The organism is Gemmata obscuriglobus (assembly GCF_008065095.1).
Taxonomy (GTDB): domain Bacteria; phylum Planctomycetota; class Planctomycetia; order Gemmatales; family Gemmataceae; genus Gemmata; species Gemmata obscuriglobus.
The window spans coordinates 7,162,543-7,183,630 of the sequence record NZ_CP042911.1; the positions used below are offsets into that span (position 1 = coordinate 7,162,543).

Annotated in this window: 17 protein-coding genes; 11 read left to right on the forward strand and 6 right to left on the reverse strand. The window is 69.7% G+C overall.

Annotated elements, in window-relative coordinates:
* Positions 1-78: 78 nt before the first annotated feature.
* Positions 79-1,338, reverse strand: coding sequence for an argininosuccinate synthase (gene argG, locus GobsT_RS29560; RefSeq protein WP_010044738.1), 1,260 nt, complete (start codon positions 1,336-1,338; stop codon positions 79-81).
* 74 nt (positions 1,339-1,412) lie between these two features.
* Between argG and GobsT_RS29565 the strand changes: the two genes are divergently transcribed.
* Positions 1,413-1,859 (forward strand): M67 family metallopeptidase, encoded by a 447-nt coding sequence (locus tag GobsT_RS29565; RefSeq protein WP_010044736.1) that lies wholly within the window; start codon positions 1,413-1,415, stop codon positions 1,857-1,859.
* 810 nt (positions 1,860-2,669) lie between these two features.
* Here the strand turns inward: GobsT_RS29565 and GobsT_RS29570 are convergent.
* The gene (locus GobsT_RS29570; protein WP_010044726.1) at positions 2,670-3,059 is read right to left on the reverse strand and encodes an SET domain-containing protein-lysine N-methyltransferase; all 390 of its coding nucleotides are present in this window, start codon (positions 3,057-3,059) and stop codon (positions 2,670-2,672) included.
* 443 nt (positions 3,060-3,502) lie between these two features.
* On the opposite strand from GobsT_RS29570, the gene GobsT_RS29575 reads away from it, so the two are divergent.
* From GobsT_RS29575 to GobsT_RS29590, 4 genes are all read left to right on the forward strand, one after another.
* Entirely contained in the window at positions 3,503-4,534 is a 1,032-nt protein-coding gene (locus GobsT_RS29575; protein ID WP_010044724.1) for a tyrosine-protein phosphatase, read from the forward strand.
* 11 nt (positions 4,535-4,545) lie between these two features.
* Positions 4,546-5,529, forward strand: coding sequence for a glycosyltransferase family 2 protein (locus GobsT_RS29580; protein ID WP_010044721.1), 984 nt, complete (start codon positions 4,546-4,548; stop codon positions 5,527-5,529).
* 277 nt (positions 5,530-5,806) lie between these two features.
* Entirely contained in the window at positions 5,807-6,229 is a 423-nt protein-coding gene (locus GobsT_RS29585) for a hypothetical protein (protein ID WP_010043528.1), read from the forward strand.
* Between the two features lie 295 nt (positions 6,230-6,524).
* A complete protein-coding gene (locus tag GobsT_RS29590; protein ID WP_010043526.1) occupies positions 6,525-6,848 on the forward strand; it encodes a hypothetical protein in 324 nt (107 codons plus the stop codon).
* Positions 6,849-7,198: 350 nt separating this feature from the next.
* Here the strand turns inward: GobsT_RS29590 and GobsT_RS29595 are convergent, their stop codons facing one another.
* On the reverse strand, positions 7,199-9,049 hold the full coding sequence (locus tag GobsT_RS29595; protein ID WP_010043522.1) for an RNA polymerase sigma factor: 1,851 nt from the start codon (positions 9,047-9,049) through the stop codon (positions 7,199-7,201).
* A 167-nt stretch (positions 9,050-9,216) separates the two neighbouring features.
* Between GobsT_RS29595 and GobsT_RS29600 the strand changes: the two genes are divergently transcribed.
* From GobsT_RS29600 to GobsT_RS29610, 3 genes are all read left to right on the forward strand, one after another.
* Complete coding sequence (locus GobsT_RS29600; protein WP_109570783.1) at positions 9,217-9,678, forward strand: hypothetical protein; 462 nt, start codon at positions 9,217-9,219, stop codon at positions 9,676-9,678.
* 42 nt (positions 9,679-9,720) lie between these two features.
* Complete coding sequence (locus tag GobsT_RS29605) at positions 9,721-9,963, forward strand: hypothetical protein (protein ID WP_010043518.1); 243 nt, start codon at positions 9,721-9,723, stop codon at positions 9,961-9,963.
* Positions 9,964-10,087: 124 nt separating this feature from the next.
* The gene (locus GobsT_RS29610) at positions 10,088-10,804 is read left to right on the forward strand and encodes a DNA repair protein RecN (protein WP_010043515.1); all 717 of its coding nucleotides are present in this window, start codon (positions 10,088-10,090) and stop codon (positions 10,802-10,804) included.
* Positions 10,805-11,396: 592 nt separating this feature from the next.
* Here the strand turns inward: GobsT_RS29610 and GobsT_RS29615 are convergent.
* Entirely contained in the window at positions 11,397-11,918 is a 522-nt protein-coding gene (locus tag GobsT_RS29615; RefSeq protein WP_010043514.1) for a DUF1579 domain-containing protein, read from the reverse strand.
* Positions 11,919-12,108: 190 nt separating this feature from the next.
* On the opposite strand from GobsT_RS29615, the gene GobsT_RS29620 reads away from it, so the two are divergent.
* Both GobsT_RS29620 and GobsT_RS29625 read left to right on the forward strand, forming a co-directional pair.
* The gene (locus tag GobsT_RS29620) at positions 12,109-12,489 is read left to right on the forward strand and encodes a hypothetical protein (protein ID WP_010035721.1); all 381 of its coding nucleotides are present in this window, start codon (positions 12,109-12,111) and stop codon (positions 12,487-12,489) included.
* Between the two features lie 88 nt (positions 12,490-12,577).
* Entirely contained in the window at positions 12,578-13,738 is a 1,161-nt protein-coding gene (locus tag GobsT_RS29625; protein ID WP_010035719.1) for a hypothetical protein, read from the forward strand.
* Positions 13,739-13,864: 126 nt separating this feature from the next.
* Here the strand turns inward: GobsT_RS29625 and GobsT_RS29630 are convergent, their stop codons facing one another.
* Positions 13,865-14,743 carry an ABC transporter ATP-binding protein gene (locus GobsT_RS29630; RefSeq protein ID WP_010043513.1) on the reverse strand — a complete coding sequence of 293 codons (879 nt, stop codon included), beginning with the start codon at positions 14,741-14,743 and terminating at the stop codon, positions 13,865-13,867.
* Positions 14,744-15,157: 414 nt separating this feature from the next.
* Here GobsT_RS29630 and mfd point away from each other — a divergent pair, with 414 nt between their 5' ends.
* On the forward strand, positions 15,158-18,523 hold the full coding sequence (gene mfd / locus GobsT_RS29635; RefSeq protein WP_010043511.1) for a transcription-repair coupling factor: 3,366 nt from the start codon (positions 15,158-15,160) through the stop codon (positions 18,521-18,523).
* A 77-nt stretch (positions 18,524-18,600) separates the two neighbouring features.
* Here the strand turns inward: mfd and GobsT_RS29640 are convergent, their stop codons facing one another.
* On the reverse strand, positions 18,601-21,072 hold the full coding sequence (locus tag GobsT_RS29640; RefSeq protein WP_010043508.1) for a PAS domain S-box protein: 2,472 nt from the start codon (positions 21,070-21,072) through the stop codon (positions 18,601-18,603).
* Between the last annotated feature and the right edge of the window lie 16 nt (positions 21,073-21,088).

Here is a 21,088-nt window from a genome sequence, read left to right on the forward strand (position 1 = left end):
CTTTTGACTTCGCCCTTTTGCCTTGTTTCCCGCCCCGGAGAGGAAGGGGGCGGCACCGGCGGGGGCGGTACGGTGTGGTTATCGCGCGGCCCACGCCGGCGCGGTGACCTGGTGGTTGGCGGCCAGGGCGCGGGCGCTCACCTGGAGCACCCGCAAGAACCCTTCGCTGTCGGCGTGGTCGAACGAGCCGATCGCCTCCATGCTCGCGTTCGCCTCCGAGTACAACTGGTGCGGCACGTCCTCCGCCGCCTCGAACTCGGCCCGGCCCTTGTACAGCTTCAGCTTGATGGTGCCGGTGGCGAGCCGCGTGATCGGCGCGAGCGCCGAGCGGGCCATGTGCGTCGCGAGGTCGAACCCGTAGCCCTGGTAGATCTGCTTGCTGACGAACTGCGACAGGTGGTCGAACAGCTCGCGGCTGCGGCGGTCCAGCACCAGTTGCAGCAGGTACGCGTAGGCGGTGCCGAGCAGTTCCATCCCGGGCGCCTCGTACACGCCGCGGCTCTTGATCCCGACGAACCGGTTCTCGACGAGGTGCGTCGCGATCCCGACGGCGTGCTTGCCGCCCAGCGCGTTGGCCGTCTGGATCGCCTGGAACGCCGTCGTCGCCGTGCCGTTGATGGCGACCGGGCGGCCCTGCTCGAACCGCACGGTCACGCTCTCGGGCGCGTCCGGGGCGTCCTTCGGGAGCACGCCCATGCCCGGGGTGACGAACCACGGCTCGGTGGTGAGGTGCTCGAGCTTGCCGGCCTCGTGGGTGAGGCCGAGCAGGTTCGCGTCGGTGGAGTACGGCGCGCTCTTGCTCGCCTTGATGGGCAGCTTGTGGCCGTTACAGTAGTCGATCATCTCGGACCGGCCGGGGAACCGCTTGAGGAACTCGCGGTCCCGCCACGGGGCGTACACCGTGACCTCGGGGGCCAGCATGTTGGTGCAGAGCTGGAACCGCACCTGGTCGTTGCCGCGGCCGGTGGCCCCGTGGCTCAGCACGGTGGCGCCGCGCTTCCTCATCTCGGGGATCATCCCGGCGACGATGACGTGCCGCCCGATGCCGGTGGTGTTCCAGTAGTTGCCCTCGTACTTCGCCTGGAACTGGATCACCTCCAGGCCGCTCTCGGCGATCATCTCGTGCAGCGGGATGGCGACGTAGTCCGCGGCCCCGCAGGCCCGCATCCGGGTCCCGACCTCGTCGAAGTTGGACTCGTCCGGCTGGGCGATGTCGGCGGTGAAGCACACGACCTTGACGCCGCTCTCGGTGAGCCACTTGGTGACGGTGCAGGAGTCGAGCCCCCCGCTCGCGGCGAACGCAACGGTCTGGCCCTTCAGGTCGGCAACGGTGGTCATTTCGGTGTCCCTTGATAGCTGCTGACGGATAGGATTACGGAACTCGGCCGGCGTTGCACACGGAGTTCCCCTTCATGCCGCCGTTCACCACCCTCGTGCTTCCCGACGCCCTGCGCGCCGAAGTGGTCGCGCACGCCCGCGGCGAGTTCCCCTTCGAGTGCTGCGGGCTGCTCGCGGGCACCATCGACGCCGGCGCCGGGGTGGCGACCGCGCGGTTCCCAATCCGGAACGCGCTGCGGAGCCCGACCGACTACCTGACGGACGCCCGCGGCATGTTCGACGCGTTCCGCGCGATGCGGGCGGGCGGTCTGGAACTGCTGGCGGTCTACCACTCGCACCCCGCGTCCGCCCCGGTGCCGAGCGCACGCGACCTCGCCAATAACACCTACGGCGAGACCGTCGTCCACGTGATTGTGGGTCTGGGCGGCGCCGAGCCGGAGGTGCGCGGCTGGTGGCTGGGCGAAAGCGACTACCGCGAAGCCGCGGTGACCGGCACCCGTCAAGATTTTCTGCCACAATAGATTTCGCATTAACATGTTGCGCCGTTTTCATTCTCGTCGAACGGAAACCGAGCGATGTTCGGTCAGGAGCATTATCCGGGTTTTGCGGGCGCGATTCGTTGGTCGCAAGGCACCAGCGAACGGGTAGCGAATCGCCAGCGGCAGCGGTAGCTCGTGTCCCGTCACCCGCCCCGTTCGCCGATGCCGCTCGTGCCGCGGGTGTAACCCCCGTTACAGCCCCGCGTGGTGGAACCTTGGTCACGCGCTTCGCACGGCGCCCGCTGCGGCCCTTACCTTCCCCTATCTACCTGATGGCACCGGGCTCCGCGGTTCGCACGATCGACGCACGGACCTGTGGCGAATGAGTTCCTCGGCAGCGCTGCCTTCGGCTCGGATGTGAACGTCCCGACTGGGTGAGCTGGTGAAGAAGTGTCTTACTGGGCGCCGCCGACGCGCTCGTCCGCCCGCTGATGGACGGCGTGCCGAATGCGGTTCGCCGCCCCCGCGGACAGGTCCGCAAGTCGGCTCCGCGCTTGAACCGGGTTCATGCTCGGTCGCGTGATTCGCGCAACGCCGGTGCGGCCCTATCCCCTCATTAACCTGATGACAACGCCTCTCACGGCTCGTCTCGGTCAACGCCGACCGGCACAACCCAAAGATCACCGGGATGCGCTCCGGACACCCTCATTCACGGTCCGGGTGGCTGAGTCTGTTTCTTGTGGCACAGACATTCCTGTCTGTGCAGTCTTCTCGCGCCGCACAGACAGGAATGTCTGTGCCACAAGAACAAACCCAAAGCAGGCACCCGTAACCGGATCGTGTATCAGCCGCTCAGCCGGGCGGCGGGCTCAGGAGGGCGGCGAAGTCGGCCTCGTCCCACCCGTAATCGATCATGATCTGCTCGCCCGCGGTGATGTCGCGCATGGCCCGGATCACGATGTCGGTCCGCGACTCCCGGGGCGTGAAGCGGGCGTTCGGGCTCGCCGAGTGGTTGTACAGCGACCCGTAGCCGAGCGCGATGGCCCGGCCGTTCTCGCCCCACCAGAACACGTACCGCTCCAGCACCCGCCCGGGGTCCGTCGGCGCCGGGTCCGGCAGCGGGATCACCGGGCACACTTCGATCACTTCGCCGCGGTGGTAATCGCGCCCGGCGAACACCCCGCGACCCATGCCGCGAACCTTGCGAATGTACAGCGCGGAGCCGGAGCTAACGGAACTCATACGCGGGCCGTCGGTGATCGGTTGATATCGGTCGTTTTCGCTGTATCGGCCGGGCGGGGCGGTGAGCTTGAGTCAGCCCTGCGCGCGGAGTGTGAAGGTGTAACGAGGGTTACACGTGCGAAACTTGAGAGCCGGGTTGGTGAGGTTTCGTGCGGAAATGTGACCGAGCACAAAATAAAAGAACCGGCCGCGAACTACCGAACTGTCGCCCATTCAGTTCGATGCCCGCGGCCGGTCTGAAGAGTTTCTACCTCGCCCCGCTACGAGAGTCAACAACTTTCCCGCGGAAAAATCGCAGAACCGTTCCGTGCTCGAACACGCCGCCGCCCGGCGCTCGTCGTAAGCCGTTGCGGAGCGAGCGTGCGGCGCTCGCTGGAGCGTAACACGGGCGCGCGCAACTTGGCCTTCCCCTCTTGCGCGGCTTGTGGCATTCTCCCGCCCGCATGGACGCACCCGAACTCCCCCCACCACCACCGCCGCCGGCCCCCGCGCGCCGGCTGACCCGCCGCCGGCTCCTCAAGCTCGCGGGCGGGGCCGCCGCGCTCGGCCTCGGCGCGGAGGTGCTGCGGGTCGTGGTGCGGACCAACGAGCACACTGTCATCCCGGGCCGCGTGTACCGCACCGCCCAGCTCAAGCCGGAGCAGCTCCGCGAGCTGATCGCCGAGAAGGGCGTCCGCACGGTCGTGAACCTGCGCGGCGTGTGTACCGACACCGCCTGGTACCTCGGCGAGTGCCGCACCACGCACGCGGCGAACGTGAACCAGGAGGACATCACGTTCTCCGCCAAGCGGTTCCCGGCCCCGGGGGAGGTGCGGCGCCTCGTCGAGGTGCTCGACCACACCGCGTACCCGATCGTGTTCCACTGCCAGCGCGGGGCGGACCGCACCGGGCTGGCGTCCACCGTCGCGGTGCTGCTCCACACCGACGCCGACCTCGCGACCGCCCGGCGCCAGTTGTGGCCGCGGTACGGGCACGTCGCGGTCGGCCGCACCGCCGTGCTCGACGCCTTCTTCGACTACTACGAGGCGTGGCTGGCCCGGCGCGGGGAGCCGCACGCCCCCGAGCGCTTCCGGCAGTGGGTGAACACCGACTACTGCCCGGGTCCGTACCGCGCCGAGCTGACCCTCGCCAGCGGCACCAGCTTCCCCACCGGGCGGGGCGTCCGGGTCGCCGTCCGCGCGCGGAACACCTCGATCGAGCCGTGGCGGTTCCACACCGGGCGCGGGGGCATCCGGCTGTGCCACACGGTCACCGCGGCGGACGGCACCAGAATGTACCGGTCGTACAGCGGCCACTTCGCCCGCGTCGTCGCGCCGGGCGAGGCGGTCGAGTTCGCCTGCGGGGTGCCGCCGCTCCCCCCGGGCACGTACCAGTTCCACGCGGACCTGATCGACGGCGAACCGATCGAGCTGCTCGACACCGCGTTCGTGCAGTACGGGTCCGAGCCGCTCGCGGTCCCGCTCACCATCTCCTGAGGAGCCCGCCGATGGGCCTGCTGTCCGTGGTCGTGCCGGTGAAAGACGAGCGGGACAACGTGCGCCCGATGTTCGACCGCGTCCGCGCCGCGCTGGACGGCGCGGGAACCGGCCCGTGGGAGCTGGTCTTCGTGGACGACGGCAGCGCGGACGACACGTTCGCGCTGCTCGAGGCCGTGTCCCGGGGCGACGCCCGGGTGAAGGTGGTCCGGCTGCGCCGCAACTTCGGCCAGAGCGCCGCGACCCAGGCCGGGATCGACGCCGCGACCGGGGACGTGATCGTGACGATGGACGGCGACCTCCAGAACGACCCCGCCGACATCCCGCTGATGCTCGCGAAGCTGGACGAGGGGTACGACGCGGTGCTGGGCCAGCGCCAGAAGCGGCAGGACAAGCTCTTGCTGCGCAAGGTGCCGAGCTTCGTGGCCAACTGGTTCATCCGCAAGGTGCTGGGCGTGCCGTTCAAGGACTTCGGCTGCACCCTGCGGGCGGTGCGGCGCGAGGTGTTCGACGGCCTGGTGCTGTACGGCGAGATGCACCGGTTCATCACCGCGCTGATCATGCTGCAGGGCGCGAAGGTGACGCAGGTGCCGGTGCGCCACCACCCGCGCACGGCGGGCCAGTCGAAGTACAACCTGACGCGCTCGGTGCGGGTGATGCTCGACCTGATGACGGTGAAGTTCCAGGGGAGCTTCCAGACCCGCCCGATGCACCTGTTCGGCGGGCTGGGGCTGCTGTGCATGTTCGCGGGGTTCGTGAGCGTGGCGGCGAGCGTGGTGATCAAGTACACCACCGGCCCCGGAATGACCCAGAACCCGCTCTTCCTGCTGGGGGCGGTCGCGAGCCTGATCGGGGTGCAGTTCGTGTCGCTCGGGCTGATGGGCGAGGTGCTCACCCGCGTGTACTACGAGAGCCAGGGCAAGCGCCCCTACGTCGTGCGCGAGCGCCGGAACCTCGACCGCGGGCCGCTCCCGTCCGGGCGCATCGCGGCGTGAGGCGGCGCGCCGGGTGGTAGTGTCGCTTCCTGTTGACGAGCCGCGACCGCCAGGGAGTGGGGTACGTGGCACCGCCCACTGGCGGTCGGCGCGCCCGTCCGTTCGCTCGTCACTTCTCATTCACGGTCCGGTTGCGGGTGTCCGTTTTGGGCTGATGCCTTTGTGGCAGACATTCCTGTCTGTGCCACGAGAAGGCTGTACAGACATCTCTGTCTGTGCCACAACGATATCAGCCCAGAGCGGACACCCGCAACCGGACCGTGAATGAGGGCGCGTGATGGAATCGTTCGAATTGCCCCAGTTCTCCCCGGGTGCCCTGGCCGTCCTCGACCGGATGCCGTTCGATCCGACGGCACGCAGCCGCTACGATTTGATGTCCGACGGGCTCATTTGGTCGGACGAGTTCCCGCCGCCCGGTTCCGCCGCGTGGGCGTTGGTGCGCACGCAGTGGGTATATCGGTACTTGATCGCGTACCGCCGGGCGGTCACACTCGGAGAGGAACGAGCCGGGTTCCTCCCGGTCTGGGAGCAGGTGGCCCGCCACGCGCCCAACTGGCCGGGGCTGCGACCGGAGCGCCGGGGGGAGCGAGCGGCCCGGCGGTTGCGTGCGGCGCTCCGCGGGCAAGATGCGTGCCTCGCGGCGCTTGAGGCGCAATTGGGAGAGGGGAGCGACGGTGCCGGCCCGGCCCCGAACACGTAGTTCGTTTCCCGTGGCTCACCGATCGCGTTTGCCGCACACGGAAACCACAGCCGGGCCGGTGAGCGCCGCGCCCGACACAGAGGAGCGGTTCTTGTGCAACCCCGTGCGCAGTTAGAAGCGAATGCCCCGGTGCGTGGCACATGCCATCAATCTCGGCAACGCGATTGTCTCCGGATTGCGGGCGGGGTGCTGGTTCTGCTGGTGGTCGCGACCCACGCACCTTTAGCCCGGTGGCTGACCCGCAGCCGCGGCGAGCACCTGACCCGCACGGAGGTTGTGGGCCGGGTTCAGCTCGATGTCCCCCCGCAAGCGTCGGACATTCGCTTCTACCAGCACCGGCACCCCCGAGACGGTAATCGCCGTCGATTTCGCGATCACGGAGCACGACTTCGTGGCCTGGGCCGTAGGACAGGGGTGGAACCCAGAGCCGATCGTCGGGAGCATCACGATCTGGCCGCGGTCGGGTTTCGGCGACCGGGCCACCGTGGTTGAAGTCACCGACGGACTCGGCGGTAGCACGTTGCAGCGCGGCGTGCCGAACACGTACTCGGCGACCTACGACCGGCGCACGCAGCGTGCGTACTACGGGTTCTGCTCAGAGCCCTGCAATGAGAACTGAAGCCGCGAGCCGAACCGGCGGCGGGGAACCGTCAGTGCGACAACCGGGGCGGGGATGCGCCGGCGGCCAAGGCGCACGGTCGTTAACCCGGTGTTCTCCGTCCGTACCGCTCGGGCACCACGCAGCGACTGGCCGCGGCGTTCGGCATCGGCGTCCGGGATTTCGCACGAGAGGAACGGGAGCGCGGGTCGGCGAACATCGAACTCCTGCAAGAGGTGTTCGGGTGGGACCGGGTGAAGACCTTCCTGGGGCGGCGCGACGCCGGGTTCCGCCACTTCTTCACCGTTCCGCACCGAACCACCCACGCCCGTCTGGCTTGCGGCCGCTCGCCCGTGGCACCCCCGGCGCCGTTACTTCCAGTCCAGCCCGGAAACACTTCGTTTACCGTCCGAGGTCAGTATCGTCTTCGGGTTCCCCCCGTCGGGATCGGCCACCGTCACCCGATCGGCCCACCCTTTTCCCCCTTCTACGCCCAACACCTGGTTCGGTTCCACAGGCACCTCCTCGCACCAGTGGAACGCGATCCGCCGGCCGTTCGGGGACCAACACGCCTGATACACCCTGTCCGCGCCGGCGGGCAGTTTGACCGCCCGCTCGGACCCATCGGCCACCGCCACCACCGTCAGCGACCGTGTCAATGGGACCAAGTCCTTTTCGACCCGAACCCCCAGCACCGACTTCCCATCCGGCGAAAGCCGCTGCCCATCGAACCGCTTCTCGGTGAGCAGTTGCGGCTTCAGGGTCGCGACCGGTATCAGGTACGTCCGGCTCGGGTAGACATCATTGAGCGTCATGGTAACCGCCAGCAGGGTTTTCCCGTCGCGCGAGACGTCGACGATCCCGTACCCGGCCGGTAACTCCAGCGGGGCCTTCTTCTTCGTCTTCAGGTCGTACACCCACGTCGCGACCGGCGCCGGCTTGTCCGCCGCCACGTCCTTCACGTCGGGGGGCAGGTGCGACACGTACAGCTTCGTCCCGTCCGGGTGCCACGCGAAGAACATGCACCGCATGCCGGAAATCAGTGGCTCACCCGGCCCGTCCTTGCTGGCGGGGTCGAAAACGTGCAGGTCGATCGAGGCCCACGGACCGGAGTTCGGAACGAACGGCCCCACCTTGGTAACCGCGAGGCGGGTGCCGTCCGGCGAGTACCGGGGACGCCACACATGCCCCAGTTCCCCCATCGACAGCCGACGAGCCGGGGTGCCATCGGGTTTGAACACCTCGGCCACGCCATCAGCAGCGTGGAACGAGGTGACGAGCAGTTGCTCCTCGCGTGGCGGCGCGACGCGGACCGGCGCCGGGCGCGCCGCGATCCGGCCGGCGCCCGCACGGGAGACGACCGGCGGGCCGGTGTGTTCGGCCGCTCCGGCGACGGCCAGCGCCACCAGCAGGGCGCTTCCGACCAACGCAACCTTCCATTTCTCCAGCAGCATGGCTTTGAATCCCCCGTGTGTGAGCGAGGCGACGTGTGGGGGTAGCGCCCCGCCCGCCGCGACCAGTTCGGCCGTGTCAACGGTCCGCCGGATCAGCCGCGGGGGTATGGCCCCGGCGGCCGTACCGGCGGCCAGTTCGATCGCAAGTGCCGCGACGGACAGTGTGATGCCGCGGCGGGACAGCCGGCCGGCGAGCATCGCCCGCCCCCGGCTCAACCGGGCGGCGATCGTGCCCTCCGGGCACCCCAACTGCCTGGCGGCCTCGGCGTGTGTTCGGCCCTCAAGGTCGCACAGGAGGATCGCTTCCCGGTACCGGGCCGGCAGACCGCTTAACTCGCGATCAAGGGCCGGTCGGAGGTCGGACGAATCGGGCACCGGCGGCGCCATCGGTTCCGCGGGCGCCGCCGAGAGCCGCTCGCGCGTGCGCCGCCGGGCCTCCCGCGCGCGGGCCTTGAGCGCGGTGTTGTAAGCGACCCCGTGCAGCCAGTTCGCCACCCGGTCCCGGGGCGCGACGGCGCTCGCCCGCGCGACGAGGACCAGGAACGTGGCCTGGAAGGCATCTTCAGCGGCGTGATAGTCGGACAGCAGTCGGCGGCAGACGCCCCACACCATCGCCCCGTGCCGGCGAACCAGATGTGCAAACGCCTCCGCATCGCCGGACCGAACGTAGCGCCCGAGCAACTCGTCGTCGGACGGTTCGCCGCCGTCCCGGCCCACGACAACCCCGCGGAGCCGGCTGGCGAGTGGACCGGCGTGAGCGTTTATCATGTCGGCACCTCGGTGACGCCCTCATCGTTACCTACTGTTTCCCGGGCAGGGCGCCGTCCTTGCATTTTTTTCTGCGGAGCCCGTAGACCGACTGCTCGGCACCGCTCCGACCGCCGTTCGGCTTGTAACCTGGCGCGGATCGGTCATGCTGGGGACGGAGGTGCGGTATGACGGAAGCAGAGTGGCTAGTAGCGACTGACCCAATGGCACTTCTCCGGCATTTAGGGGCCGAGCAGGCAGGTCGGAAATACCTTCTGTACCTTGTCGCTGCGTGTCGGCACATTACCCATCTGTTCCACGCTCCAGCAAGCGTCGAAGCTGTCGGAATTGCGGAGCGGTATGCCGACGGCGCGGCGGACGGTGAGGAAATGGCAGGAGCCAACGGGATCGCCGAGTCGCCAACGTTCGGTTTCGACTTCGATGCTGACTTCTACGAACAGTACCCCACACAACGGACGAACCTTCCCCGACTTGTCGAGATGGGGGCACTTGGAGAATCGGTCCTTACCGGCGGCGAGTGGAGGGTGAACGAACCCGTTTGTAAGCGACTGGCAGCGGCTGCGGAACTGGCTTATCTCACGACGCTCCGGCCGGAACTCAACCGTGGACATTTAAAACGTGTCGAATAGTGTGCCAGTTCCGTTGACCTTTGCTGGCCTAAACGGTGGCTAGTGGATTGCATCTTCGGGAACCCGTTTCGCCCGGTTACGTTTTCCCCTTCCTGGCGCACCGACACCGCCCTCGCGCTCGCCCGCCAGATGTACGAATCTCGCGACTTCGGCGCCATGCCCATCCTCGCGGACGCACTTCAGGACGCCGGGTGCGACAGCCCCGAAGTGCTCGACCACTGCCGGGGTGATGAACCACACGTCCGCGGGTGCTGGGTGGTGGACTTGGTACTCGGCAAGGGATAACGCACGTTCACCGGCACATTCGAAGGAGATTCCGACAAAATCTCTTCACGCGCCGGGGCGGATACGGTATTATTGATCCGTTTGTTGGCGCGATTCCGATTCCCTTGTCGCGGAGGACGGTTCGATGGCGCTTCGCGTTCTGCTGTTGACCGGGTGGCTGCTGCTCGGCGTGGGCGCCGCGGTGGCGCACTGGTTCGGGCCGGGGGTGGACGGGCGCAAGCTCGACCGGGTGGCGCTGCACGTGGCGTCCGCCGAACAGGCGGTGGCGGCCGAGGACTACGCCACGGCGGTCGAGGCGTTCGACCAGGCGCTCAAGGCGCTGCCGGACGGGCGCGCCGCCGAGGCCCGCAAGCTGCGGCTGGAGAAGGCCAAGGCGCAGATGCTCGCGCAGCAACTGACCGAGGCGCACGGTGACCTCCGCACGCTGGTGGACGAGATGGCGGCGGACCCGGCGGCGGACCCGAAGGTGCTGGCCGAGGCCCGGTCCGCGCAGGCCAACAGCCAGTACTACACCACCTGGCTGATGCGGCTCGAGGGGCTGTCCCGGGACGAGTGGGAGCCGGAGATCGAGGCCGCGCGGCAGAGCTACCGGCTGCTGGCCGAGCAGGCCGACAAGCGGGGCGACGGGGCCGCGGCGGCGAAGCACCGCGAGGACCTGGAGTCGGCCGTGCGGCTGGCCCGGATGGAGCTGTCCGAGCTGCAGGGGCTGAACCTGCCGAAGCAGTGCAAGGGGTGCTGTAGCTGCAAGGGGCGCAAGCCCAGCGTCGCCAAGGGGCCGCCCAAGAAGAACGACGTCCGCAGCGCCGGCGGCGCGCCGCCCCTCGACGATAGCGGGCACTGAGCCGCCCTGATCACGTCAGGCTCTCACATCCACCAAGCGACACGGCCCGGGAGTCATCCCGGGCCGCTCGCGTTATTCCGCCGGCTGGCTCGTGCCTTGTGCCCGGCCGGGCGGGCAGAGGTCGGCGCCGCGCCAGTTGATCGTGACGCCCACCGACTGACGTGGTCGCGGCTAGGTAGTCCGCAGGGCACTCACGCCTTATCCCATGACAGCGGCCGGAGATGCCAGCTCGCCTTACCCGGCCTGCGCCCCTGTCACCGGGCGGAACTGTTGAATGCACCGCGAATGCCAGTCGCGAACAAAAGACGATTCCGGAGCGAGATACGTGGCACCGCCCCCGCGCGGTCGCGGCGCGCCAAGAAACTACCTACCAGCCGGACCATGAATGAAGGTCGGGGGATGTGCCTGCGCGGTACGGTGCCGGTATCGATCCGCACGCGCTTCGCAGTCTTTCGTCGCTCGTCATTCGCGTGCCGCGCGGTGCCGGCTCCGGAGGCACGACACGAACGTGAGCCCCGCAGCCCCCTTGCACGTCGTTGGGTGCGAGGGGGCTGCGGGCTCGATCCGTCGCGCGGCCCGTCTCGTCGCCCGATCACTTCTTCCGCTTATAGACGATCGTGAACGCCGGCTCCTTGCCGTCCCCGATGTACATGCTGAAGTCGATGGTGTTGTCGTCCGGGTACGCGGACACCGACTTGTATTTCGTCGGCTTGCCATCCATGCCCGGGCCGTCGCCGCTCAGCGTCAGCGTCTTCTTGTCCTTGTCGTAGTCGCCCTCAAGGAGCATCGGCTGCGTGACCATGCTGTCCACCCACACGCCGATGTACTTCTTCTTGGTCGCGTCGTAGGTGTCGAGGCTCTTGCCGGTGAACTTGGAACCGAACAGCTCGCTCTCCAGCGTTCCGGTGAGCCACAGCCCGCCCAGCTCCATCTTGTAGACCACCGTCCCCTTGGTCTCCATTCCGCCGAACTTCATCACCAGGTCCCAGTTGCCTTCCATCTTCTTGAGCAACTCGTGCTCCGGGCCGGGCTTGGGGCCGTCCTGGGCTCGCGCCACCGGCGCCACCAGCGCAACCACCGCCGCCACCGCGCAGAACCGACGCACCGTTTTCATCTGGGACACTCCACCAGGGATCGGGCGAAGAGGAGCTTGTAATTTGCCCGATGAGCGATTGGTAGCTCGGTTGCGGCGCAAAAACGAGGCGGAGGTCACGCCACGGTTTGCAGTAGGCCTTGCGGTCCTCGGGGCACGGGATAGGAAAAGCGCGGGGCGATTTCGCCGCAACTCTCGTGCGGGGCGAGTCATGAGCACACCGCGTTTCACGGCCGAGGAACTCGACCGCCTTCGAGCACTGGCGGCGGAGTGGGGCAAAATCGTTTCCAAGCGGGCGTTCGGGGACGACGGGCCGGGATTGGACGTGGACTTCCGGACGATGGAGCAGATCGCCACCGCGGCGGCACAAGGGCTCACCGAAGGTGCCCTCCAGCAGATGCTCCACCAGCAGGCCCGGAAGGTGCCCGAACAGGTTCCGTGTCCGGTGTGTGGCGAGCCGTGCCCGACCCGACCACACACCCGCACCCTGGCGGCCCAAGGGGCCACGGTTCAACAGGCCGAACGGATCGCCCATTGTCCCGCCTGCCGGCGGGACTTTTTCCCCCCTGCGGCTGGCCCTCGGGCTGGATGAGCACGGGTACAGTTCCTCGGTCGTTCAACGCATCGTCACGGCCGCCGCCCGGTTCTCCTCGTTCCGGGATGCCGCCGAGGCGGTGCGGATGACCGGGGTCACGATCAGCGACAACCAGGTGCGCCGACTGGCTCACGAGGTCGGGCACGAGTTGATCGCGCGGCGCGATCGGAAGGCGGTCGAGCACCGGCGCCGCCAGTTAGAGCCGCGGACCGCGGTGGTGCCCGTGGCCGTGGTGGTCGAGGTCGATGGGGGGCGCATCCGCACCCGCGCCGCGGGCGCCGGCCCGGGTGTTCACGAGGCCCAGAACAAGGAGGACAAGGTGGCGTGCCTGGCCACCCTGAGTGGCCCCACGTTCGCCACGGACCCGTGCCCCGAGCCGCCCGAGTCGTTCCGCTGCCCGCGCCGGGTGCGGCGCCTGGTGCAGCAGATGAAGGGCCCGGCGGGCGAGGTCGCGCCCCCGGAAACCGTGGACGAATCGACGCCCCCGGTGCCGGCCGGGGAACCCGAAGGGGCCGAGCGGTGGTCCCCGACGCGGTTGGTGCGGACGTGCGTGGCGAGCCTGGAGGGGAGTACCGCGTTCGGCCCGATGATGGCCGCCGAGGCCCAGGAGCGGCGCTTCTATGAGGCCCCGCGTCGGGCGTTCGTAGCCGACGGTCAGGCGTACAACTGGACCATCTGGCGCGGGTACTTTGGTGCGTTCGAGCCGATCGTGGATTTCCTGCACGCGGTGTGTTACGTGTTCTCGTCGGCCGCGGCCGTGAGCCCCGATGAGGCGTCGGGTTGGTCCCAATACGTGGCCTGGATGCGCGCGTGCTGGCAGGGTCGCGTTGGAGAAGTGCTCACCGAACTGGATCAGTGGCAGGCGCGGCTGGGTGAGCCCCCACCGGGTGAGGCGGCGACGGCCGAGGAGCGCCGGGACCCGCGCCGGGTGGTGGCGCACGCGCGGACCTACTTGGGGAACAATCGGGATCGCATGGCGTACCCGCGATACCGGCGCAACGGGCTACCGACGACGAGTAGCTTGGTCGAGTCACTGGTGGGCGAGATCAACGCCCGGGTGAAGAGCACACAGAAGCATTGGACCCGGCCCGACGGTGCCGAATCGATCCTGCAACTGCGGGCCGCCGTGCTGAGCCAAGACGACCGGCTCCCACGGTTCTTCGCCGAACGGCCGGGCTCCTCGTTCCGCAAACGAGATACACTCTGCCACAAATCAGAGGGTGCCACAGCACAAACCGTGGCGTGACCTCAACGAGGCGCGCGAAGGTGCCCGATTTCTTTCGAGCGCCGCCCCCCTGTGAAACCGACGCTTGGTGGGCCGCGTCGGCGCAATTGCGGTCGGCTACGGCCGTCACGCCGCGCGAGCCGGCCGTCAGTGGTCCGGGTTGTAAAGGCGGACGCGGGGGCCGTGCCCGGCGAGGGGGAGGTGTTCGTACTCGCGCGGCAGCCCCGACCCGCTCGCGGCGGGCGCCGCTTCCGACTCGAGCTGCCCGTCGGCCAGTTCGAACACGCGGTCGGCGTAGGAGGTGAGGCGCGGGTCGTGCGTGACGACGAGCACCATCGCGCCGCGCTCGCGGGCCGTCTCGGTGAGCAGGTTAATGACCTGCTGGCCGTTCTCCCAGTCCAGCGCGCTGGTGGGCTCGTCGGCGAACACGAGCGCGGGGTTCTTGACCAGCGCGCGGCCGATCGCGACCCGCTGCTTCTCCCCGCCCGACATCTCCGCCGGCCGCAGGTGCGCTTTCCGGGACAGCCCGAGCTGCCCGAGCACGCGGTCGGCGCGGTCGCGGGCCTCGCGGGCCGAGCACCCCTCGCCCCACTTGAGGACGATCTCGAGCTGCTCGCGGGCGGTGAGCGCGGGGAACAGGTTGTACCCCTGGAAGATGTACGAGCAGTGCCGGAGCCGGAACCGCTCCATCTCGTCCTCGCCCATCTGCCACACGCTCCGGCCCAGCGCGCCGACCGCCCCGGCGTCCGGGCGCAGCAGCCCCGACAGCACCGCCAACAGGGTGGACTTCCCGCTCCCGGACGGTCCCATGAGGAGGTTCAGCTCGCCCGGGCGGAAGTCGGCCGACACGCCCTTCAGCGCGTAGGACCGCGTGTCGCCGGTGCCGAACGAGCGGAACAGCTCCTCCCCCTTCAGCGCCGGTTCGGGCTTGCACACCACCGCGGGGGCGGCTCGCAGCGCGAGCCGGTCGCTCCCGTGGGGCTCTGCGCGGAACAGGCGGCCGAGGTAACGGGACAATGGAATCATCGCGGGAGGATCCTCCGTGTTCGTGGGGTGCGGCGTCAAGATGAGGAGCGGGGGGCACGTGCGAGGTGCGGCGGTGGTGGCTCCTTCCCTGTTAATCGGCACTCCGGCCGAGGCGCGCTAAACGAGAGTGAGCGCGAAAGCGGGGCGAATTCGGGTGGACTCGGCTAACATCGGTCGCGTCTTTATGCGATCAAAAGGAGACTACGGCAACCATTTCGCGCGCTTTTAATCAACATTTCCGCTCGTCAATTCGCCCTCGATCGCGGCGGAAAAGGCGAATTCCGTTCGCAACTTCCTTGTGATTCACCGCTTGCGCCACAGCGCGTGTTGTGCCGAAGGAAACGGTTGTGCGCATCGGGCTGGTACCCCCCCCCTGGCGGACATTAGTAGAATGGGCGGTTGGAGGGACCTCTCATGACGACGGCGGCTCTGGCGGTGCCGGCGGACGCGGATTTGCGCGCCCTGCCCTCCTTGTTGCACCGGACTGAGGGCTGGACGGAGATGCGCGCCGCCCTCGCCGCCGGGCGCAGCGGGACCGTCGACGGGGCCTGGGGGTCGTCCGCGGCGCTCGCGGCCGCGGCCCTGGCGGCCGAAGTGCGGGGCACGCTCCTGGTGGTGGTGCCGCACCCCGTCGAGGTCGAGCCGTGGGCCGAGGACATGGCCTCGTTCCTGGGCACGCGCCCGGCCGTGTTCGAGATGTGGGAGTCGTGGCCGGTGTCCTCCAACCGGGGGAAGCTCGACCCGGTCACCACGTCGCGCCTGCGCCTCCTCCAGCAGCTCCAGAGAGCGGGCGGGGCCGAGGGGCCGCCGAAGGTGGTGGTGTGCGGGATCAGCGCCGTGTGCCAGCCGGTGCCCGAGCGCGCCGACCTCGCGGCCCGCGGCCGCACGCTCGCCGCCGGCGACATCGTCGAGCCGAGCGAGCTCGCCGAGTGGCTCGTCGCGAACGGCTACAAGCGCGTGGACGCGGTCGAGTTCCCGGGCGAGTTCAGCCGCCGCGGGGGCATCTGCGACATCTTCCCGCCCGACTCCCCGGACCCGTTCCGGCTCGAGTTCTTCGGCGACGAGGTGGAGGGCCTGCGCACGTTCGCGGCCGGCTCGCAGCGGAGCCTGGAGAAGAAGGACCGGGTCACGCTCCTGCCGACCGACCAGGGGACGGCCGGCGCGCGGCCGGCGAAGGGCCACCTCGCGGATTACCTCCCGCCCGACTCGTGGGTCGTGCTGATCGAGCCGCGCGACCTGCGCGAGCAGGCCAAGCACTTTCACGAGCGCGTCTCCACCACCGACGGGCTGCACACCACCGAGCAGGCGTTCGCGGGCCTGATGAAGCTCCCCAGCGTGGTGCTGTCCGCGCTGCCGCGGCCGAGCGTGGAGGCGTCCGTTCACCTGCGGGTCGAGTCGGTGAACCGGTTCAGCGGGAGCGTCCACCGGGTGCGGGACGAGTTGGATTCGATCGCGCACAACGCGACCGCCCGCGTGCTCGTCGCCTGCCAGAGCGAGGCCGAGGTGCACCGGCTCACGGAGGTGCTGAAGGCGGGCAAGCTCGCGGAGTCGCACCGGCTGCGGCTCGTCACCGGGCACGTGCGCAGCGGGTTCCGGCTCGTGGAGAGCGGCGTCATCGTCCTGGGCAGCCACGAGATCTTCCACAAGGACCTGCTCCCGCCCGGGACAAAGGCGCAGGCCAAGTCCAGCCGCACGATCGAGTCGCGCGCGATCGACTCGTTCCTCGACCTCAACGACGGCGACTACGTCGTTCACGTGGCCCACGGGATCGCCCGGTTCCGCGGGATGCGGATGCTGGATAAGGCGAGCGGCGTACAGGACACGGGCGAGGATTCGCTGTTCCCCGACGAGCGGCCGGCGAACCCCGCCGCCGAGGAGGAGCACCTCGTCCTGGAGTTCCGGGACGGCATCTTCCTGTATGTGCCGGCGACCCGGATCGACCTCGTCCAGAAGTACGTCGGCGGGTCGCAGGCCGAGCCGCAACTGAGCAAGCCCGGCGGCGCCGCGTGGAGCCGCAAGAAGGAGAAGGTGTCCGAGGCGGTCCGCGACATGGCGGCCGAGATGATCAACATCCAGGCGCTGCGCCAGGCCGTTCCCGGGCACCAGTTCCCCCCGGACTCGGACTGGCAGAAGGAGTTCGAGGCGGCGTTCCCGTACCAGGAAACGCCCGACCAGCTCTCCGCGATCGCCGAGGTGAAGGGGGACCTCGAGAAGACCAAGCCGATGGACCGGCTCATCTGCGGCGACGTCGGCTACGGCAAAACCGAGGTGGCGATCCGCGCCGCGTTCAAGGCCGTGGACAGCGGCAAGCAGGTCGCCGTCCTGGTGCCCACGACGGTGCTGGCGGAGCAGCACTTCCGCACGTTCACCCAGCGGTTCGCCGAGTACCCCTTCATGGTGGACGCGGTGAACCGGTTCAAGAGCGGCGCGAAGCAGAAGGAGACGCTCAAGAAGCTCGCGGCCGGCGAGGTGGACGTGATCGTCGGCACGCACCGGCTGCTCTCGAAGGACGTGACGTTCAAGGACCTGGGCCTCGTGGTGATCGACGAGGAGCAGCGGTTCGGGGTGGAGCACAAGGAGCGGCTGAAGCACCTCCGCGCGACGGTCGACGTGCTCACGATGACCGCCACGCCGATCCCGCGCACGCTGCACGCGTCGCTGCTGGGCATCCGCGAGATCAGCAACCTCGAAACCCCGCCCGCGGACCGGCAGCCGGTCGAGACGCACATCACCCGGTGGGACGACAAGCAGTTGCGGAACGCGATCCTCCGCGAGATGAACCGCGGCGGGCAGGTGTACTTCGTCCACAACCGCGTGCAGGACATCTACGAGGTCGCCACCAAGATCGAGATCCTCGTGCCCGAGGCGAAGGTGACCGTGGGGCACGGGCAGATGGACGCGCACGACCTCGAAAAGGCGATGGTGCGGTTCGTCCGCAAGGAGGCCGACATCCTGGTCGCGACCACCATCATCGAGAGCGGGCTGGACATCCCGAACGCGAACACCATCTTCATCGACGAGGCCGACACCTACGGGCTGGCCGACCTGCACCAGTTGCGGGGCCGGGTGGGGCGGTCGAAGCACCGGGCGTACGCGTACTTCATCGTGAACCCGCTGAAGCTGTTGAACCCGACCGCGCAGCGGCGCCTGAAGGCGATCGAGGAGTTCACCGAGCTGGGGGCGGGGTTCAAGATCGCGATGCGCGACCTGGAGATCCGCGGCGCGGGCAACATCCTCGGGGGGGAGCAGAGCGGGCACATCGCGGCCATCGGGTACGAGCTGTACTGCCAGCTCCTGGAGAACGCGGTCCGCGCGCTGAAGCACCAGCCGCCGAAGGTGGCGGTGGACGTGGTGGTCGATCTGCCGTGGCCCTCGTACCTGCCGCGCGACTACGTGCAGGGGCAGAAGCTGCGCATCGAGGTGTACCGGCGACTCGCCCGGCTCCGCGACCCGGCGAAACTGGCCGACTTCCGCACGGAACTCCGGGACCGCTACGGGGAGCCGCCGGAGCCGGTGGAGTGGCTCCTGCGCACCACGGAGGTCCGGCTGCTGTGCGTGAAGTGGCTGGTGGCGAGCGTCCACCGGCACGGCCAGGACATCGTGTTCACCTACCGGAGCGCGGAGCGCGCGAAGCAGTTCGTGGCCGCGAGCCGGGGGCGGCTGAAGATCGTGGACGACAAGAGCGTGTACCTGCGGCTCCGGTCCGGCGACGCGGACACGCCCGCGGGCATCTACAAGCTGCTGCTCGGGGTGCTGAAGCCGGCGGCCCGCGCGGAGTAGCGGCCCCGACGAAGGGCGAACGAGCCACCGCGCCCGGGGGAGAGCTCGCCGGCTTCGCGGGGCGAGCGGGGCGGCCGTCACGGCGCGTCCAGGACCTCCCGCACCTTGAGCGCCAGCGCGTCCGGCGAGAACGGCTTGTGCAGGAAGTGCATCTGGTCCTGGAACACGCCCCGGGTCACGACCGCGTCGTCGGTGTAGCCCGAAACGAACAGCACCTTCGTCGCCGGGTGCCGCCCGCGGATCTCCTCGGCCACCTCCCGCCCGCTCGGGCCCGGCATCACCACGTCGGTCAGCACCAGTTGGATCGACGGCCCCTGGGCGCGTGCGAGGCGGAGCGCCTCCGCCCCGTCGCACGCCTCGAGCACCGTGTACCCGCAGGCGGTCAGGATGCAGCGGCTCAGCGCGCGGACGCCGTCCTCGTCCTCGACCAGGAGGATCGTCTCCGCGCCGCGCGGCGGTCGCGTCGAAGGCGGCGGCTCGGGCGGCGGCGCCGGCGCGGCGACCTGGGGCAGGTACACGCACACGGTCGTGCCGGCCCCGGGCTCGGACTCCACCTGAACCCACCCGCCGCTGCTCTGAACCACCCCGAACACGGTCGCCAGCCCCAGCCCGGTCCCCTTCCCCACGCCCTTGGTCGTGAAGAACGGCTCGAACAGGTGCCCCTTCACCTCGACCGACATGCCGCACCCGGTGTCCGAGACGCTCAGGGTCGCGTACCGCCCGGGCGGCGCCCCGAGCCGCGCCCGGGGGTGATCCGCGCCCAGGTCGAAGGCGCCGGTGCGGATGGTCAGCTGGCCCCCCGTGGGCATGGCGTCGCGGGCGTTGATCGACAGGTTCATCAGCACCTGCTGGAGCTGGCCCGCGTCGGCGTGGGCGGCGCCCGCGTCGGCCCCCGGCAGCGTGACCAGTTGGATGTCCTCGCCGATCAGCCGGCGCAGCAGCGACTCGGCGCCCGCGACCGCGGCGTTGAGGTCCAGGTCCTGGGGCCGGAGCACCTGCTTGTGGCTGAACGACAGCAGCTGCCGGGTGAGGCCCGCGGACCGCTCGCCCGCGCTCCACACCTCGCGCAGCAGTTGGTGCGCCCGGCCGCCCGGGGGCAGCTCGGCCAGGAGGATCTCGGTGTACCCGTTGATGACGGTGAGCAGGTTGTTGAAGTCGTGCGCCACGCCGCTGGCCAGCCGCCCGATCGCCTCCATCTTCTGCCCCTGCCGGGACTGCTCGTCGAGCAGGCGGCGGGCGGTCACGTCGCTCAGCACGCCGACGTAGTGGGTCACCCGCCCGGTCTCGTCCCGGACCGGTGAAACGGACAGCCCGTTCCAGAACGCGGTCCCGTCCCGGCGGTAGTTCAGCAGCTCGATGGCGCACGCCTCGCCGGCCGCCTGGGCGGCCCGCAGCCGGTCCACCGCGGCCCGGTCCGTGTCCCGCCCCTGAAGGAAGCGGCAGTTGCGGCCGGTCACGTCGGCCGCCGCCCACCCGGTGATCCGCTCGAACCCGGGGCTGACGTATATGAGCGGCCGGTCGGGGGCCAGGAAGTCGCAGATGACGAACCCCTGGTCGGCGCTGGTGATGGCCCGCTCCCGGAACCGCAGCGCCTGTTCGGCCGCCTTCCGCTCGGTCACGTCGGTGTGCGTGACCGCCGCCCCGGTCACCCGGTCCGCGCGGACCGGGGTGACCACCAGCCGGCACCAGCGCGGCCCGTCGTGCGTGCCGTACAGGTACTCGAACACGAACTCGGCGGCCGTCCCGGCGAGCACCGCGCCCAGCCCGTCGGCCACGTGCCGCTCGTCGGCGGCCCGGGTGCCGGCCCAGATCCCCGCGCGCACGTCCAGGTACGGGGCGCCGATGTCCCCGGCGGCCGGGCGCGCGGCCGCGGCCCGGCGCCACGCGGCGTTCACCGCGACGACCGCCCCGGCCGGGTCCAGGAGGGCGATTTGGGCCGGCAGCGCGTCGAGCGTGGCCCGGGTCTGCTCCCACGCCCGGCGCTCGGCCTCCGCGGCGGCCCGGCGGGCGACCTCGGCCGCCGCGCGGTCGCTCACGTCCCGGACCGCGGCCGCGGCGCGGGGCTCCCCCGGCGCGCTCATCGGCCACCACTCGAGCACGACCTCGGCCGGGAACCCGCCCCCGCCGGGGCGCACGCACCGGGCCGGGAACTCGCGCCGGTGGCCGGCCCCCAGCACCGACCTCAGGTGCCGGTGGAACGCGGCGTGGTCGCCCCCGGCCAGGAACGCGGTGAACGGCTTGCCGCGGACCGCCCCGGCGTCGGCGCCGAGCGCCCGTGCGGCTGTTTGGTTGGCCTCCCGGATCACCCCGCGGCGGTCCAGGAACAGGATGCTCGCGGGGGCGTAGTGGAAGAGCTGCGCGTACTCGTTGCGGGACCGCTCGGCCTCCGCCTGCGCGGCCTCCAGCTCGGACTTCTGAACGACCAGCTCGGCGTGGTACACGTACAGCTCGTGCACCAGCCCGTCGAGGTCGATGCCGTTCAGGTCCGGGGCCATGACGGTGCCGTCCCGGAGGAGCTGCTCGGCGAGGTGCCGCAGGTCGGTCTGCATGGGCGAGGCCCTTTCT